Annotated in this window: 13 protein-coding genes; all 13 read right to left on the reverse strand. The window is 41.7% G+C overall.

Translation table 11 applies throughout. The annotated features are described in order from the left end of the window. Positions 1–4 precede the first annotated feature (4 nt). Positions 5–1,315 carry an ABC transporter permease gene (locus PGR10_RS17155; RefSeq protein ID WP_430923825.1) on the reverse strand — a complete coding sequence of 437 codons (1,311 nt, stop codon included), beginning with the start codon at positions 1,313–1,315 and terminating at the stop codon, positions 5–7. Further along, a complete protein-coding gene (locus PGR10_RS17160; protein WP_430923826.1) occupies positions 1,316–1,966 on the reverse strand; it encodes a hypothetical protein in 651 nt (216 codons plus the stop codon). Continuing rightward, on the reverse strand, positions 1,941–2,657 hold the full coding sequence (locus PGR10_RS17165) for an ABC transporter ATP-binding protein (protein WP_087860385.1): 717 nt from the start codon (positions 2,655–2,657) through the stop codon (positions 1,941–1,943). Before PGR10_RS17165 ends, PGR10_RS17160 begins: the two co-directional genes overlap by 26 nt. Before the next feature lie 11 nt (positions 2,658–2,668). Next, positions 2,669–3,631 carry an ATP-binding protein gene (locus PGR10_RS17170; protein WP_430923866.1) on the reverse strand — a complete coding sequence of 321 codons (963 nt, stop codon included), beginning with the start codon at positions 3,629–3,631 and terminating at the stop codon, positions 2,669–2,671. 1 nt (position 3,632) lies between these two features. Next, positions 3,633–4,853, reverse strand: a complete 1,221-nt coding sequence (locus PGR10_RS17175) for a beta-ketoacyl synthase (protein ID WP_308958227.1) — start codon at positions 4,851–4,853, stop codon at positions 3,633–3,635. 4 nt (positions 4,854–4,857) lie between these two features. Then, the gene (locus PGR10_RS17180) at positions 4,858–7,416 is read right to left on the reverse strand and encodes a beta-ketoacyl synthase N-terminal-like domain-containing protein (RefSeq protein WP_430923827.1); all 2,559 of its coding nucleotides are present in this window, start codon (positions 7,414–7,416) and stop codon (positions 4,858–4,860) included. A gap of 71 nt (positions 7,417–7,487) precedes the next feature. Next, complete coding sequence (locus PGR10_RS17185; protein ID WP_430923828.1) at positions 7,488–8,657, reverse strand: aminomethyltransferase family protein; 1,170 nt, start codon at positions 8,655–8,657, stop codon at positions 7,488–7,490. Between the two features lie 29 nt (positions 8,658–8,686). Next, positions 8,687–8,968, reverse strand: coding sequence for an acyl carrier protein (locus PGR10_RS17190; RefSeq protein WP_087860388.1), 282 nt, complete (start codon positions 8,966–8,968; stop codon positions 8,687–8,689). Positions 8,969–8,987: 19 nt separating this feature from the next. Continuing rightward, positions 8,988–9,536: a 3-hydroxyacyl-ACP dehydratase FabZ family protein gene (locus PGR10_RS17195; RefSeq protein ID WP_087860389.1), complete on the reverse strand. Its 549-nt coding sequence runs from the start codon at positions 9,534–9,536 to the stop codon at positions 8,988–8,990. 3 nt (positions 9,537–9,539) lie between these two features. Further along, positions 9,540–10,295 carry an SDR family oxidoreductase gene (locus PGR10_RS17200; protein ID WP_087860390.1) on the reverse strand — a complete coding sequence of 252 codons (756 nt, stop codon included), beginning with the start codon at positions 10,293–10,295 and terminating at the stop codon, positions 9,540–9,542. Between the two features lie 19 nt (positions 10,296–10,314). Further along, a complete protein-coding gene (gene acpS / locus PGR10_RS17205) occupies positions 10,315–10,683 on the reverse strand; it encodes a holo-ACP synthase (RefSeq protein WP_087860391.1) in 369 nt (122 codons plus the stop codon). 18 nt (positions 10,684–10,701) lie between these two features. Beyond that, entirely contained in the window at positions 10,702–12,348 is a 1,647-nt protein-coding gene (locus PGR10_RS17210) for a ShlB/FhaC/HecB family hemolysin secretion/activation protein (protein WP_087860392.1), read from the reverse strand. A gap of 58 nt (positions 12,349–12,406) precedes the next feature. Further along, complete coding sequence (locus PGR10_RS17215; protein WP_271031996.1) at positions 12,407–15,106, reverse strand: filamentous hemagglutinin N-terminal domain-containing protein; 2,700 nt, start codon at positions 15,104–15,106, stop codon at positions 12,407–12,409. Positions 15,107–15,804: the final 698 nt, after the last annotated feature.

The raw sequence follows: 15,804 nt of genomic DNA on the forward strand, positions 1-15,804 counted from the left end.
GCCTCTATGAAGATTTAAATGCATCAGTAATATTAAGCCGCGATGCACGATATGCAGGAATGATGGAAGCCACGGCTGATGTTAAAATTGGCAACGTTAAGGTAAACCAAATTAACTCTGCATCATTGGTTATAATAAATGCAGTATATCCAACAGACTGGCCAGGTGAAGGCGGCATCGCAATACCGGAAATATTAATAATTGATGCAATGGCATAGCCAAAAGCAAGACTACCTAATGCACCTAAAATACCTATATATACACCTTCCAACCAAAATAAAAGCGTCACACGGCTGGACTGTAAGCCGATGGCTCGTAGTGTGGTGATCTCTTTAGTCCGTTCAACGATATTCATGGTCATTGAATTACCGATCATGAATACCACAATAAGTGCCACGATAACTTTGATAAAAAAATAGATACCAGATAGCATGCCTTCAACTTGCTGGTAAAAAATAGAACTTTCCTTCCAGTCCTTAACAATAAGAGGTAAATCCTGTTGAGAGATAAACTCTCGCATTTGAATAATAAATGGTGCGACATCATCATGTTTTAATAAAATAACTATTTTACTGACGCCATTGGTTCCCATGATTCGCTGCGCAGTATCAAGAGGTATCTTTAATACAACATCATCATAATCCTTAATCCCCGACTCAAAAATACCACGAAGCTTTACTGAAATAGCGCCCTGTCCTCCTGACACATTAACCGCCAGGATATCAAGCCAGTCACCATAATGGCTATCAAGAGTTCTCGCCAGACCGCTTCCTATCGTAATTTCATTATGTTTTACGCGAGACAGATCGCTTCCATAAACTATCTTATCAAATGCTCCTAACTTTAGGGCTGGTAATGGCTCAACGCCTTGTGCTGAAAAATAATTTGATGTTTCGCTTTCGTAGTGAGAGATAATCCCGCTAAACTCAAGCTGACCGGAAATTGTCGAAATAGCATTAGAAAAATAGGTGTTTTGCAATATCTTATGTTTTAGTGCACCGTAGTCAGCAATAAGGCTCTTATTCTTATTGGCTGTTTCAAAGTAGGATTTATTATAAATTTGCACATGGCCAATATTCGTTCGTATCGTCTGCTCTTTGAGTATCCAAAAAGAGTATTTGATAAAACCGCCATATAAAAATATCGCACCACCGCCTAAAATAATTGCAAAAACCGTAGACAGTGTTCTACGCTGATGTCGTAGTAAATTCAAGAATGAAAATTTAGCATCACCATAGTTGAAAATGATATTATAAATCACAAAAAGCAATAGCAACACTACAATACCATTAATGAATATCACATCCCTTGACATTTAATCACCTTTAATAACCGGAACAATAACCTGCAAAACTTCAGCCATGTCCCAAGGGGGTGGATTGTTATTTTCATAATCGATTTTAAGGTTTTGGCCCACGCTTCTCAGCTGCTGAAGGAGTTGTTCTTCTTGTTGTTTGTTATGGCACTGGTGGAGCGCTCGTAAACGCATCTCGTTTATCTTTCTAACAATCTTGGCGCTGAATTTATCTTTATTCCTCATCAGCGAGTCGGTATCTTCAATCGTAATCACGCAGCGCCCCAAATTAGCCGGAAGCCACGCATCAACACGCGCACGTAAGTATCTGATCAGAAAATTATCTTCATGGGTATCGACCGACTCATCCAGATAGAAAAATCCCGTCTTTGCATATTCAGAAGCGTGAATCAAATCATTAACATTCTGATAATGAGCGGCTTGTCGTAGCATCCCCCATGAATAAAAAATCAGCACACCAACGTTATTAGTGCGTTCATATTCTTTAAACAAATGTGTAGTGATCGATGCTAATGACGCTGGCTCATGTGGAAACCCATCCTGTAACACACGATTGGCCACAGGTGTGGCTACCGATTCAGCGAATGCTGAAAATGTAACCGCGGTTAAACACAGAAGCAAAACTCTACAAAGATTGCTTCGCTGAATCATATATTATTGCTCCATCTTTAATTTCCACTCTCCGACGCGCTCGTTCTTGTAGCTGAGTCGAATGTGTGGAGATAATAAACGTCGTTTCCGTTCGCCGATTAATATCTAACAGGAGGTCGAGAATCGCATCGCCAGTAGCCAGATCCAAATTTCCGGTAGGTTCATCCGCAACAATGATTTCAGGGCTATGTGCTAACGCTCTTGCAATCGCGACACGTTGCTGTTGGCCACCTGATAATTGGCCTGGTTTTCTCTCCACTAAATGGGCTAAATCAACACTATCGAGAAAATGTAAACTCCGCGCTCTCGCCTCTTTTGCACTGAAATGTCCATTTAGCATTAGAGGATAAAAAACATTATCAAATACGCTCAGCACCGGAATTAAATTGAAAAACTGAAAAATAAACCCTAAATGACGACTGCGTAGGGACGCCAAATTCTTTTCAGACAACGCATTTAGATTTTTCCCAAGAAAAAAAACATGGCCCGTCGTAGGTTTATCAATACCTGAAAGTATATTAAGCAGGGTACTTTTACCGCTACCTGAAGGGCCACATAATGCCAGGAACTCACCTTTTACAACATCAAGATTGATATCATTCAGTGCAGGAGTCATATTATCCTGAGATCCATAATATTTATGTATGCCGTACAGAGATATATCGGGTAGTTCTGTTATATTACTGCGCATATAGCCTTCTATTAGTACCAGGTGTCAAAGTAAGCATAGCCACCGGCGACCCCGGGGATAACGGTTCGAAGACAACCATTATGCAAAGCATGTTGTGTAATGTATTGCCAGCTCAAGGCGGGGGTCATGCAGCCACTACAACCATAACGAGTAATGAGATCGATTCCGTTGTTAGAGGGTGGCTTTGATTTATTGATACCACCGGCATAGGCAATAAAGTCAATATCATTATTGTTTTCTGATTGCGATACAAACAAGCTACCTGGCCCATTAGGTATATATGGGCCACAATTCACTCGCAAATGACTTTCCCTTCTACTAAATATAAAGCACCCCACTCTTTCAATAGAAAAATTTACACCTGGAACATACTTATGCGGTTTTTTTGTTTCACAATGGCGAAGGCTTTCTGCCGTAAACGCCAACAAGGGCACCGCACGGTAACCTCCGCAGATCACTACAAAATCAAATACATCCCAAGCAAGATAATCTTGAGCTAATGCCATTGCCTGGAATAGAGAATAGTTTTCACCTCGTATTTTACAAGTCACATTATTAATAGAGAACTTCTTAATTATATTCTTAGGTAAAGTATCAATAGTTGATAAATTAAGGCTACTTATATTGTATTCAAAAACGCCTGATTCGCCCCATGAATCAATATAGATAAAGGCGGTGCGTGATTTCAAAAGCAACATTCGCTCTTTTGCTGACAAGCTATGTAATGCATCATCCGACACCCTTTCCATAGCATTAATATAAGGTATATGATCTGGCCGCCTTGTGATTTCACGATTATACATTTCGGCTCGTGTGCCAAAGCGTTTAAATCGCCAACCATTTGCTCCCGTGGCCTTCAACGCTGTATTGAATGAATGTGATTCCCAAACATTTAACCAGTTTGGGTAATATAAATAAAACGGTTCTTCAGGTTCAATAAATGAATATGAAGACAAATACATTTTACTATTCATATCAGCCACAGTGCTTATTCAAGTTAGTCATTAATAAAGCGACAACTGAGCCATCGACGCCTAGTCCGGTCTTCAGAAGATGTTTTTTCTCATGTTTTCTCACCCCTCCATCTACAGAGATATGGTGAGCGACGTCATCTATGATTTCATCATTAATAACAGGAAAAATTAACTCACTCGTGATGAGTAAATGATAGCCAATAATCAAGTCTATTAGTCCAGACCCGGTTGCGGTATAACCAATCTGCCCCTTATAGGCCAATATGGGAAGCGGGGTTTCACCAGCAAACATAGCGATCGCTTTTGCTTCAACTTTATCACTGGATGAGGTTCCATTACCATGGGGAATAAATCCACAAAGGTCTTCTTTTCTCACCCCGACATCATTTAATAGTGAATTAATCAACTTGAAAATACTGGTACTTTGCCAGGAAGAGTCATTACTGCGACCAGCATTGATTTGCTTATATGCCGAAGTAATACACACACCCGGACTTTTTCCGCGCGCCATTCGGTGCTGATGACTTTCCAGTAACATAACGCTATAGCCTTCAGCAAAATGCACACCATTGCTGTTTACGCCGAAGGGTTGGACAATTTCACTATCTAACATCCCCTGACTTGCCAGAAATCCGAGATCCTGATATTTGATTTTTGAGATATTAATGATAAGCCCTAGATCGATTCCCCCACTCTCTATTGCCCTGGTAACCAAATGAATCGCCGTCAGTGACGAGTTACTTGTACAATTCATATTTGGTGGCAAATAGTGCAGTCCATACCTCTGTCCAATCGTATAGGAAACATTATCCTGCGACATATTTTTCACAGAAAGGTTTTTAATGGAGGATGTTACCGAAACATCTTCCATGTCATTGTAATTATAGAAGTTCCTGTAATCCATGACATCAACACGAGGACCTATTCCGGTAATGTATACTCTAACCCTATTACCTTTCAGACTGTCATTACTAAGACCAGCCTGAAGCAAGGCGTCATCGATAAGTTTGTATACCAGTTCAAAAGCGCTATCGTTTTCTCGTTGTAGTTTCGCAATGAATATATTCCCCGCAAATCCACATTCTCTAGCTTGGTTATCTGATATAAACCATGGCGACAAATGCACCCGTTTGCCTTGCTGCAGATTTCGAATTAACAGCGAACCATTCTCAGCATAAGGCAAGCATACACTGAAGCCAGAAATAATAGCTCTCCCACTCACCTTATTATCCTTTAATGACGATAGCGTAATAATTCCCACCTTCGGTAGCGCCAATCAAAAGAACATATTTGATAGTTATTTCTCGCGTTTCATTGACAAAATTAATTCTTTTATCGGCAAAAGTTTGTGTATAAGGAATAGCAGGAACGGATTGTCTTTGAATACAATCAAGAATCACCGCAAGATTTAAAAGCCCTGCAGATGAAGCAACAAAGCCAAAGAATGCGTTATAATTCACTACTGGCACATTTGGATTATGGCAATGGAAAGAATTATAAATTGCATTAATTTCTATTATTGAGCTCACTTCGCTACCATTACTGGTTCCACAGACTAGATCAATTTCCTTTGCGGTAATACCCGCGTCTGCAAGCGCGCGCGCGATCGCCAGAGACATCGCGATAGATTTTTCTTCAATTTGCGTTGCATCAAAGTAGGTATTACTGCATGACTTACCGTAACCCGCAATTTCCCCCAGTACTTCAGCGCCACGGGAAGCAGCGGCAAGCGCGTCTTCCAATAACAGCATACAAGCACCCTCACCCGGAACATATCCATGCGCTTCTTTGGCATATATCTGATAATCAGCGGCATTCGACGTCATATGAATCTTATTGGTCACCGCATCCATATACAGAGACATCGACGGAAAGTGTTCATCAGCTCCACCAACAATGACCTGCGGCTGTAGTTGCTGACGAACAATTTCGTAGCCATAGGTCAATGCGCCAAGTGCCGCATTTTCACCGGTCGCTAATGTTGTCGTATATCCTTTTATACCTTCTGAAATCCCACAAAACGTCGTCATCGAGTTCATCAGTGAACCAGGGAACTCTGATGTGCGTACTTTGCGCGGGTCAGGTTTTAAACTTTGTAAGTACTTATAGGTAGTTTCTTGCGGTCCACGGGCCATCCCCAGAACCATTCCCAGATCATCTCCATCGCGTTTAATCTTACGTTTCGCCAAATTCAGCGCTTCTGAAAGTGCCATCAGCGCAAACGTACCGCCACGTGTTGCTTTGCGCGGGTCATAGCGGCGTAGATGTTTACGTGGTTCGAGGTCTTTCACCTGATAAGTTTTAAAGTGCTTTTCTGACTCCGGTTGTTGATAGGCCGCGTCTTGATATTCTGCGCCAAATATTTCCGCAAATTGATGGGTTTTTGCCACAACGTCCAACAGCGCTTTAGCCTCATCGAGAGTGTCATCAGGAAAGACTACGCCGCTCAACTCCACCGTTTTGTCGCCTTCATGGATATAGCGAAGAATTTCATTAAGAGTATGTCCAATAGCCGATACGGCACCTATCCCAGTTATGGCAACACGTTTAGCATCATAGGTGGTAAGAGGAACTGAACATGGTTTCGTACTGACAATCATGCAGCAATTATTACCGCCGAATGCGTAGTTATTCTTCATAAAGATGTTGATATCTTTGTGTCGAAATTCATTCGCAACGTAGTCCAGATCGCAGTTAGGGCGCGGCTGCGAAAAATTCAACGTTGGCAAAACATGCTTCTGCGGAAGGGTGACTAAGCATGCAATGAGCTCGACAATACCGGCGGCGCCAATATTGTGACCAAAATAGGATTTAGTTGAGCTGATCAATATATGTTCGGCGCCAGAGAAAACTTTCTTCATCGCCAGAGTTTCTATTTGGTCATTAGCTTGCGTCCCCGTACCATGCGCATTAACGTAATCAATTTGCTCCGGTTTGAGACCTGCATTCGCCATAGCTTTTTGCATAACCTGCACTGCGCCGCTGGCGCGCGGATCGGGTCCCGTTTCATGATATGCATCACACGAGGTGGCGTAAGAGAGAATTTCTCCGAGAATCGTCGCGCCGCGTGCGACGGCATGCTCATACTCTTCCAGTACTATTGCCCCTGCACCTTCGCCAATAGACATCCCTGAATGTCCCGAAAATGGCGAACACGATTGCGGGTGCATAACATTCAGAGCATAAAAACCAGCAAAGGTTGGTAAATAAATGGGTTCCGTTCCAATAGCCAGCATAGCCTTGCTTTTGCCATTTTGAATGTAATCAAAAGCCATGCCGACGGCGTTCGGGCTCGCCGTACAAGCTGTTGCGACGAGTTCCACTCCCCCCTTCAAACCCAATAAGGTCGAGGCGCTGGAACAACACGATGAAAAGCTGCCTGAAAAAAGAGCCTTACGTAACGAAAAGTCCTGAATACGCTGCTCAAATAGCGGAAGGAAAGCTTCAGTACCCGCCGAAGAAACGCCAACAATCAGCCCCATCTGTTCCAGGCACGGTCGATTGGTCGCCAGTCCTGCCTGCTCGAGCGCTTCCTTGCCAACTTTGTAGGCCCAAAGCGCAGCATTATCTAGCGATGAGATAACCTCTTTTGATAATTCGGGGCAATGAATTTGATGCAGCATTTCAGCCGCACGAGCGTTCGCAAACCATTTAGAGAAACGCGCACTATCAGCGATGCCATTTTTTTTCTCCAGCAGTGCTTGCCTGAAGTCTGTTATATTGTCAGCCAGAGACGACAAAATCCCCATGCCGGTAATAACCACTCTTTTTCTGCTCGTTTCCATAATTTTATTTTCTATCCCGATTTTTATTCTCTACCGACCGATGCTGGATACAATATTGTCGTCGCTAAATGTTATACCGTGACAAGCGCGCTCTTTGCTTTCGACGCATCAACATAGCTATGTGTTGTTGGGTTAACCAATAAGCTCAAGTTATAAATAAATGGTAAATTTTGTGTTTTTGCGGTGATTTCGCCATTTGCGGTTTTAAGGCTAAAACCTGCAATATCAGCTAACGCATAACCCTCATCAATAAGGGCCAGCGCAATCCATGCTTGCTTTGCCGGAGAATATGCTGCATTGACAATAACTCCAACCTGACATCCATTAACTATCACCAGATCATCTGAGTCGATCCGGCTACATTCATCGCAGGGGGAGATCCCAACAAGCTTACGTTTTGCGCCATTTCGCGATAACTCCACTACTGCATTCTTACCTATGAAGTCCTCTTTGTCATACTGGATAGCCCACTGCATTTGTAGTTCAACAGGATTACTGGAATAGCGAGGATAAATACTTTCATCCCATCCTGTATTTTCAATCCTCACCAAACGTTGAAAATCTAAGCCACCGGTTTTCAGCGAATATCTGGCGCCTATTTCTTGTAATTTCATCCACATCGTAACAAGCGTTGCTTGTGCGCCAATCAATTGATATGCGAATTCGCCATGTTTTCCACAACGAAAAATCATTAGCCCATCATCGGTGTTCATATATTCATAATAAGGCAAGCCAATGATATCAAAACCATAAACCTCAGCCATTACCTCCCAGGCATACGGCCCTTCCAGCATAATGACGCCCCAGTCATCCTCTTCCATCGATTTTATCTCAGGAATTTCCTGGATATCTAAATCATCGGCCTTTATAAGGGTTTCATTCAGGATATCTACAACTTCTTTCGCGGTGAGATTCTCGGATAAAATATAATAACCTTCAGCGGCACACAGAATATAAGCATCACCGCGGATGGTTCCATCTGCGTTGAGCAGCAAAGAGTAAATACCCTGTTCATCACGAATGATTGATACATCAGCAGAGACCATATAGTTCACAAGCGCCCATGCATCTTCACCCATCACGCTGGTAATGGACATATGAGAATAATCTACCAACAAGACATTTTCACGAACGGCTTTATATTCTTCAAAAACATCATGATATGAAGATGGTACGCATTGATGATTATAGATTCCCATAACCGCATTGTTTTTAAAATGGAGGTCAGAAAGTAACTTCATAGAATGCCCTTCAATGTAACTGTTTCAATTCAGGATGCTTTTTTCTTTAGTATGAAAGATGCCAGATTATTTATACTTCGCATATAAGCGGGATCATCGCCTTCCGATACCTGGATGTTGAAGGTTTTATCAAGCATAACGATAATTTCCGTTGCATCTACAGAGTCAAGTTTCAATCCGTTACCAAACAACGGCGTGTCATCATCTATTTGATGAGCCTCACGCTGAACATTTAGACGTTGAATAATTTCGCTTTTAATCGTAACGATTATTTTTTTTCTTTCATTGATTTCATCATGGATGTTTGTCACACCGAATCTCCTTGGAAAACTAAATGGTTTCTCTAAAGTTAATAATGACGCCCTGACTAATGACTCTTTTGCCAACGTTGGCTGTAACTAAATAATGTTTAAACCCGCGTTCATCAGAAAATGAGAGTTTACTTACCACTTCAATCGTATCTCCCGGGTAAGCCGCTTCTTTAAACTTCAGGTTCTGTGAGGCTAATACACCCCGTACCTCAGCACGCCTTGTATGTATTATGTTCAACATATCCGGATGCTTGATATAAGTATGGATGTCACGCAATGTCCTGAGTTCTTCTCCCGTGTGATGTTGATAAATGTCACAGATATCAGTGAGGAAAGAATAATACTCGCTTGCCTGGCCAAATATTTCAGAAATGATAGCCCCCGGCATAATGGGGTCTTCTGGAAAATGCCCAAGCAGATAAGGATCATTATAAGTTACATGTTTTATAACTTTGATGAAGCCATTCTCTCCATATTTATAATCGACTATTTTATCTACCATAAGTAGAGGTTGACGCCAGCCGCCCATGGCAAGAAAAATTTTTGGCGGTATCGAATACTTAGACATAAATCACCGCATTACCATGCCACCATCGACCACGATGGTTTGCCCTATGATGTAGCTGGATGCCGTAGAGCTTAAATAAACAATAACGTTGGCTACTTCGTCACATTTCCCGAGTCGTTTTAAGGGAATTGAATTAGTCACTTCACGAACAACTGTACGTGGAACCTTCTTCGCCATTTTGGATTCAATCATCCCCGGCGCAACCGCATTAACGCGTACGCCCCGAGGCGCCAGCTCAGCTGCAAGAGTCCTGGTGAAACTTAATATTGCACCTTTTGATGCGCTATAGTTTGCCTGACCAACGCTTGGTACAAGAGCAGCCACAGATGCGACATTGATAACCACAGGGCTTTCTGCGGAACGTAATAACATTAATGCTTCTTTCGTTAACCGGAACAGGCTAAGTAAATTAATGTTGATAACCGAATAAAAATCATCAAAGGTCATTGATGCAAAAAGGCTATCCTTGACAATGCCCGTGTTATTCACCAGCACGTCCAGTCTTCCGGCTTCGATGGCCAACTGCTTACACAACGCAATGACTTCTTCCTGGCTTGTGAGATCACACGGAAAAATATTAAGTAAATCACCATTAGCATGATGTTCTTTCAGAGAAAGCAAGGGCTCGACATTTGATTTATATAACGCATAAACCGTGCATTTTTGCTCAAGAAATTTCGCACAAATTGCAAGACCTATATCGCCGCTGGCACCAGTAATCAGCACTTTTTTACTTACAAGATCGCTATACCTATACATTTTACATAAATGCCTTTAATTAATAGATTATGGTTGCGGCTATCGCATATGTCCGGCAGTGAGAAATACTTAATGATATATTCATAATATTTTGTTCGTTAAGTATGTACTTTACCCTCCCTGACAATAGAAACTCAGGTTTTCCATTTTCGTCATGGACAACCTCGATGTCATGGAAACGAATTCCGTGACTAAATCCATACCCAATAGCTTTTACCAGCGACTCCTTAGCAGCCCAAAAGCCTGATACTCGTTCGTAATTAATGGTAGTAATACCAATATCTTTTATTTCATTATCCGTAAATACTCGATGAAGAAATCCTGACTTATCATTAGCAATAGCTTTTTCTATTCTTGCCACTTCAACAATATCTGTACCAATACGCATTACAGAGTTCCCGATGAATTAAATCTGGTACGCAAGATTGAAATTAATTTTATATTTATCGACATCCAAATCATGGGGATATATAAAGGGCGCTGATATCGAACCATCATACTCCAAAGCTCTGACACTCCCTTTGACACCTAAAATACCACCCATTAATTTCTTGCCGCTAAGATTTTGTGAAGGTAACTCACCAATTATTTGACCGTAATCAGCGCCGATATAAGGTATGAGACCTTTATATCCTGTAACAACATTTAGCGTGTTTTGTAAAAAGAAGCCTTTATTGCCATAGATACCATCACTGTTTTGAAAGCCACGTACACTCCAACGATCGCCTATCGTGAATTGATCTTGTAACGTCAAATTATCTGGTGAGTATTGAGCTCCAAAATTAAGTTCATAATAGGCGTTAGTTGGCAGCATTGTTAACCATTTCACGTAATTAACATTAAGGTTCACAATCTGACTTTTCTTACTAACAGTGCCAGTGCGCATATCAGGCGTGTCGGTACCGCCAAAAGCTTTGGTAAACCGCTGCCAGCTCAGCGTTGAGTCCAGCGCAGCTCCGGTAAAGTTTCTCTTATAATTTAAACCTAACCGTACATTACCCATATCACGTTTTTGCAGTACCAGTTCTGTCCCGCCCAATGTGTAGTCATATTTACGTCTGATCAGTTCAGCACTGGTAGACAATTTTGAGTTCACATTGCGGTATAGCATTCTATTGCCCTTGAGACTGAAGTATTCCGTTTCTCCAACATAATCAAAAGTATATGCACCGATATCTATACCTTGATGGGATTTACTTTTACTATAATAAAGACTGAATTCAGAATATCCGAATGGCACACTATAATAAGTACTCACGTTCTTATAACCACCAGTGTGGCTACCTGTTCCTGCCAGATAAAAAAGGTCACTCAAGCCTGTAACATTATATAAATAACTTGTCCCACCTATAAGTTCACTACCAGTACTCTTATCCCCGAAATTATTATAAGAAGCCCTTAAGCTCCACTTTTTTTTACGCTGGGGATTTATTAGCACTTTGCTTGTACCATTTTCAGCGCCTGGTAGGATGTTTATCTTGACATCCACTTCAGGGGTTCTCTGGATATTTTCCAGCCCTTGCTCTAAATCTCTGATGTTTAGTATATCGCCATCTGAAAACGGTAAAATCCACCTGCTTACATCATTATCAGCCACAACAATCTCGGAAATTCTTCCTGGAACTACCGTCAGATTTAATTTTTTCGTTGACAAATCCTGTGAGGGAATTTCAACTCTCGTAGTTATATACCCGGCATTTATATAATAATCCTGGAACAACACAGCAGCCTTTTTGAGCCCATTCATTCCCAGGCATTTACCAATCACCTTATTTTTTATTTCCTTTAACCCATTGTTATCTAAAAAGTCATTATTAAGAATCAATTCATTGATCTGAAAACAAGGTGTTTCTTGCGGGAATGTGCTATCAGTGTGCTTCTTTGTCGTGGCATCAGAATACACATCTTTCTGCTCTATTTTTCTGTCTTGTAAGGACGCATTATCGTTACTTTGCTGTTCTTTTATAAGTCGCCCTAACTGAACATCAGCGGCGGTCACGGGTAGCGTGGCTAAAAAAAGAGAAGCAATGATAAAGGTGTATCGAATATCCATTTCATATCCTGATAATGTGAAAGCAGTAATCCCTTACTGCTTTCACCCACTACCTAATTTATTTACCGACAACGGTACCAAATACGTTTACAACATTGGCTGTAGTCTCAAACCCTTGAGCCCCACCTAATACAGCCCAGAAACCGGTATTGACGATTTTCTTAGCATTGATTACCGCCTTACCCGCTGTATAAAGATTGCCATAGTTGTAGATGTTATTACTTGCAGTGACATTCAACTGGCTATCAGCAACCAGGTTTGACCAGTTTGAGATATTTTTAGCGGTGACATTAGTAGTCTTAGCTGTAATATTCGCGCCGAGATTATTAGTCAAATCATTAGCAGTGGTGATATTAAGCGTATTACCCGCTGCAATGTCGCTGTTATTAGTAATAGTTTTGCCAGTCAGATTTAAATCACCACCTGCATTAAAGGCGTGATTATTTGTCAGGTAACCGGAAGTATTTACTGTCAGATTGCCTGCAGCATTCACCCATCCAGTGTTATTATAGTCACCAGTAATATTAATTAAAATATCACTATCTGAAGAGATGATGCCGGTAGCGGTATTTTTAGCAACAGAACCACTTGCTTTTGATGATATCGCAGTTGCGTCAATCTGCATATTTCCTGAACTATAAATTGTTGCGTAATCAGCAGCCACTTTCTTCGCAGCAATCGTCATCTTCCCTGAATTAGCAACAATCTGCCCTTTGTTACTTGCGAGATCGCCAGTCAGATTAATATTTACATCACCGGTTTGCGCAATGATACGACCTGATTCGTTATTCAGGCTTTTCGCCGTAATATCAACACCCTCACCACCAATTAAACCACCTTGTTGGTTTCCATAACCGAAGTATTGGCCGACATAGAAGCCAAACTTGTCGCTATCGGTGCTGGTGATTTTGCCTGCCGCATTAAGCGCTAGTTTTTGATCAGCAACCATCATAGTATACTTAGCATCGATATCAGCTCCGGACTCAATACTGATATTTTTAGCTTTAATGACTGAACTATCTGTGCTCACGGTGTTGGCTTTGATAGTAACATCACCGTTTACTGAAGTTATCACTCCCAATCGGCTGTAGTAATTATCGAGATCGATATTTACACCATCACCGCCGTTAATACCGGATTGGCTGGTATTTATGTCGCGACCAGTAATTGAAACAGTCTTACTGCTTTCAATTTTACCCATATAGTTATCAATATCACTGGTGGTTTGGATGCTCACATCACCATCTGAGGCAATTTCGCCAGCCCAGTTGAATAAGTAGTCAGCAGCAATCTCGATGCCGTTACCTGAGACGATGCCCAAGGATTCACCGCCCGTGGTATCGGCCGATTTGTTGTCGTTGTTTTTAACTGCTTTAGTTGTCGTTAATTTTACAGCACCAGCACTGGAGCGGATCAAACCAGTTACGTTTTCAATGTTTCCAGTACTTTCAACTTCGACATTGCCCGTTGAATCAATAGTGCCGCCATTATTGGTTAACGATGTATTTTTCAGGCCGACATAGCCAGCATGAATCTGACCGTCGTTATTATTAAAATCACCTGATTCGATTGCAACGACACCCGCCTCAATACCCGCCGTTTTAGCTTTGCCGGTATTGGTAAAAGTATTACCACTGGTATTGACAGCCAGCGTTTGTCCGGCAGCCAGTTTACCATTGCTATTATCGAATTTACCGCTGGTAATATAGTTATTAGTGGTTGCTAAAATATTGCCACCGTTGATATTACTAACTTTATTACCCGCAGTATCAATAGCGATCATTTTATCGCTGTTGATTTTCCCTGCGCTATTTTCTAAAACACCGTTGGTGTTCAGGGTGATATCGCCGCTGGATTGAATAACCGCATTGTTGTTAAGCAGTTTACCGTTACTGGTAATCTTAATACCGCTATCCCCGGCAGAAATCGTTCCCAGATTACGTACGCCTACGCCGCTTTCAGTGCTGACAAGGCTAATTTTATTCGCATACATACCACCGAGCTTAGAAACATCCACACCATAGGTACTTGCGTTACCGGTAGGCGTTACGGAGTCGGTGACTACACCGTCGGCGTTGACCGCATTACTCCCCGCGACGATCTTAAGCTCACTGGCAGAAAGCGCGCCATTCACAACGATACTACGCGCCAGGATTTCGGTTGGTGATTCGCTCTGAAATCCACTTACAGTAATCGTTCCGCCATTAACCGAATAGCCATTTAATAACCCATCGTCACCTATCTTTGGCGTACCCGTGGTTAATGTCCCTTTTTCAGCGTTGATGAACCCGCCTCCCTGAGTCGTGATGCCATTAGGGTTGGCAATGATCAAGTGAGCGGAATCACCGGCAACTTCCATCATGCCATTAATGGTACTGGCATTCGTTGAAGTCACCTCATTAAGAATAACCATTGCGCTGCCGTCCGTAAGGTTCGGGTTGGCTGCAATCTGTCCGGCCAGTACGGACTGTGCTGCGCTTGTCGCGTTATTAAAAATGACGCCTTCAGCGCCAACATTCAGCGTGTCGTATACGTTATGTGAAAGGCCATTGCTATTCGGTTTCGCGATATTAACAATCGGCACCCCATTGGAAGCTTCAGTAACGCTGCCATTTTTAATAGAAATTTCCGCTTGCGCCATTACGGGCATCAGCAGTAATAATGACGCTGCAATCGGGTTTAACTTCACTGACCTTTTTTTGTTTTCGTGGTATTTCATATGAACCTTTCTAAGATAGTATTGATTGAGTGCAGCCATAATGAATAACCTGCACTTATGCAGCGTTACTCACTCTGACTATTTTAAGTACGCGTCATGCGTACAAAATCCCTGTGAAAAGCACGTAAACTCATCAAATGTTATATGCAGCTCTATTCAACAAATTAATTTTAAATACATAAAAATGTATTTCTGCGCCCACCTACGCCGAATGCATATACTTACCTGGAACAAAGAAAGCTGATTCAATTCATACAAAATATGAGACATTCCCTGTCCACGCATCGAGCGTAATAATTCGTTTCAACGCTGGTAGCTCATCATTTCTCATCTCGCCTGCTAAACCAAATCAAAATATGTTTTAGCGACACACAGTAAACAATGACATACACAACTCCATATCCTTACTCCGTTACAGTTTCCCCGATTAAAATAATGAATAAAAAGTGAATTCGTTCCATACAGAAGCAACTTCCTTTACTTCATGATTGAGATCAATACTGCATGCCCACTTCTCGCGGGTATTATTCATTCTCAAGTTTGAACCGATCAGCATGAATTCATATTCATGAATTTTAATTTGAGAAAATAATCAGAAAATTTAACCTGGCGTTGATAATGAAACAAATATGCTGAACGCCTTGAGGAAGGATTAAAAAACAGGTCAGAAGAGTTAAGTAGTAAGATTTTTAGTTGCCGGAGAACGGCTTAAATCTTCTCCGGCATCGACATCAGCG

This window comes from Klebsiella sp. 141198 (genome assembly GCF_050600785.1).
GTDB lineage: Bacteria > Pseudomonadota > Gammaproteobacteria > Enterobacterales > Enterobacteriaceae > Klebsiella > Klebsiella aerogenes.

Bases quoted from the DNA above. Each gene is read 5' to 3' on its own strand.
- PGR10_RS17155 (WP_430923825.1), bottom strand. From the start codon at position 1,315: ATGTCAAGGGATGTGATATTCATTAATGGTATTGTAGTGTTGCTATTG.
- PGR10_RS17160 (WP_430923826.1), bottom strand. From the start codon at position 1,966: ATGATTCAGCGAAGCAATCTTTGTAGAGTTTTGCTTCTGTGTTTAACC.
- PGR10_RS17165 (WP_087860385.1), bottom strand. From the start codon at position 2,657: ATGCGCAGTAATATAACAGAACTACCCGATATATCTCTGTACGGCATA.
- PGR10_RS17170 (WP_430923866.1), bottom strand. From the start codon at position 3,631: ATGAATAGTAAAATGTATTTGTCTTCATATTCATTTATTGAACCTGAA.
- PGR10_RS17180 (WP_430923827.1), bottom strand. From the start codon at position 7,416: ATGGAAACGAGCAGAAAAAGAGTGGTTATTACCGGCATGGGGATTTTG.
- PGR10_RS17185 (WP_430923828.1), bottom strand. From the start codon at position 8,657: ATGAAGTTACTTTCTGACCTCCATTTTAAAAACAATGCGGTTATGGGA.
- PGR10_RS17195 (WP_087860389.1), bottom strand. From the start codon at position 9,536: ATGTCTAAGTATTCGATACCGCCAAAAATTTTTCTTGCCATGGGCGGC.
- PGR10_RS17200 (WP_087860390.1), bottom strand. From the start codon at position 10,295: ATGTATAGGTATAGCGATCTTGTAAGTAAAAAAGTGCTGATTACTGGT.
- acpS (WP_087860391.1), bottom strand. From the start codon at position 10,683: ATGCGTATTGGTACAGATATTGTTGAAGTGGCAAGAATAGAAAAAGCT.
- PGR10_RS17210 (WP_087860392.1), bottom strand. From the start codon at position 12,348: ATGGATATTCGATACACCTTTATCATTGCTTCTCTTTTTTTAGCCACG.
- PGR10_RS17215 (WP_271031996.1), bottom strand. From the start codon at position 15,106: ATGGCTGCACTCAATCAATACTATCTTAGAAAGGTTCATATGAAATAC.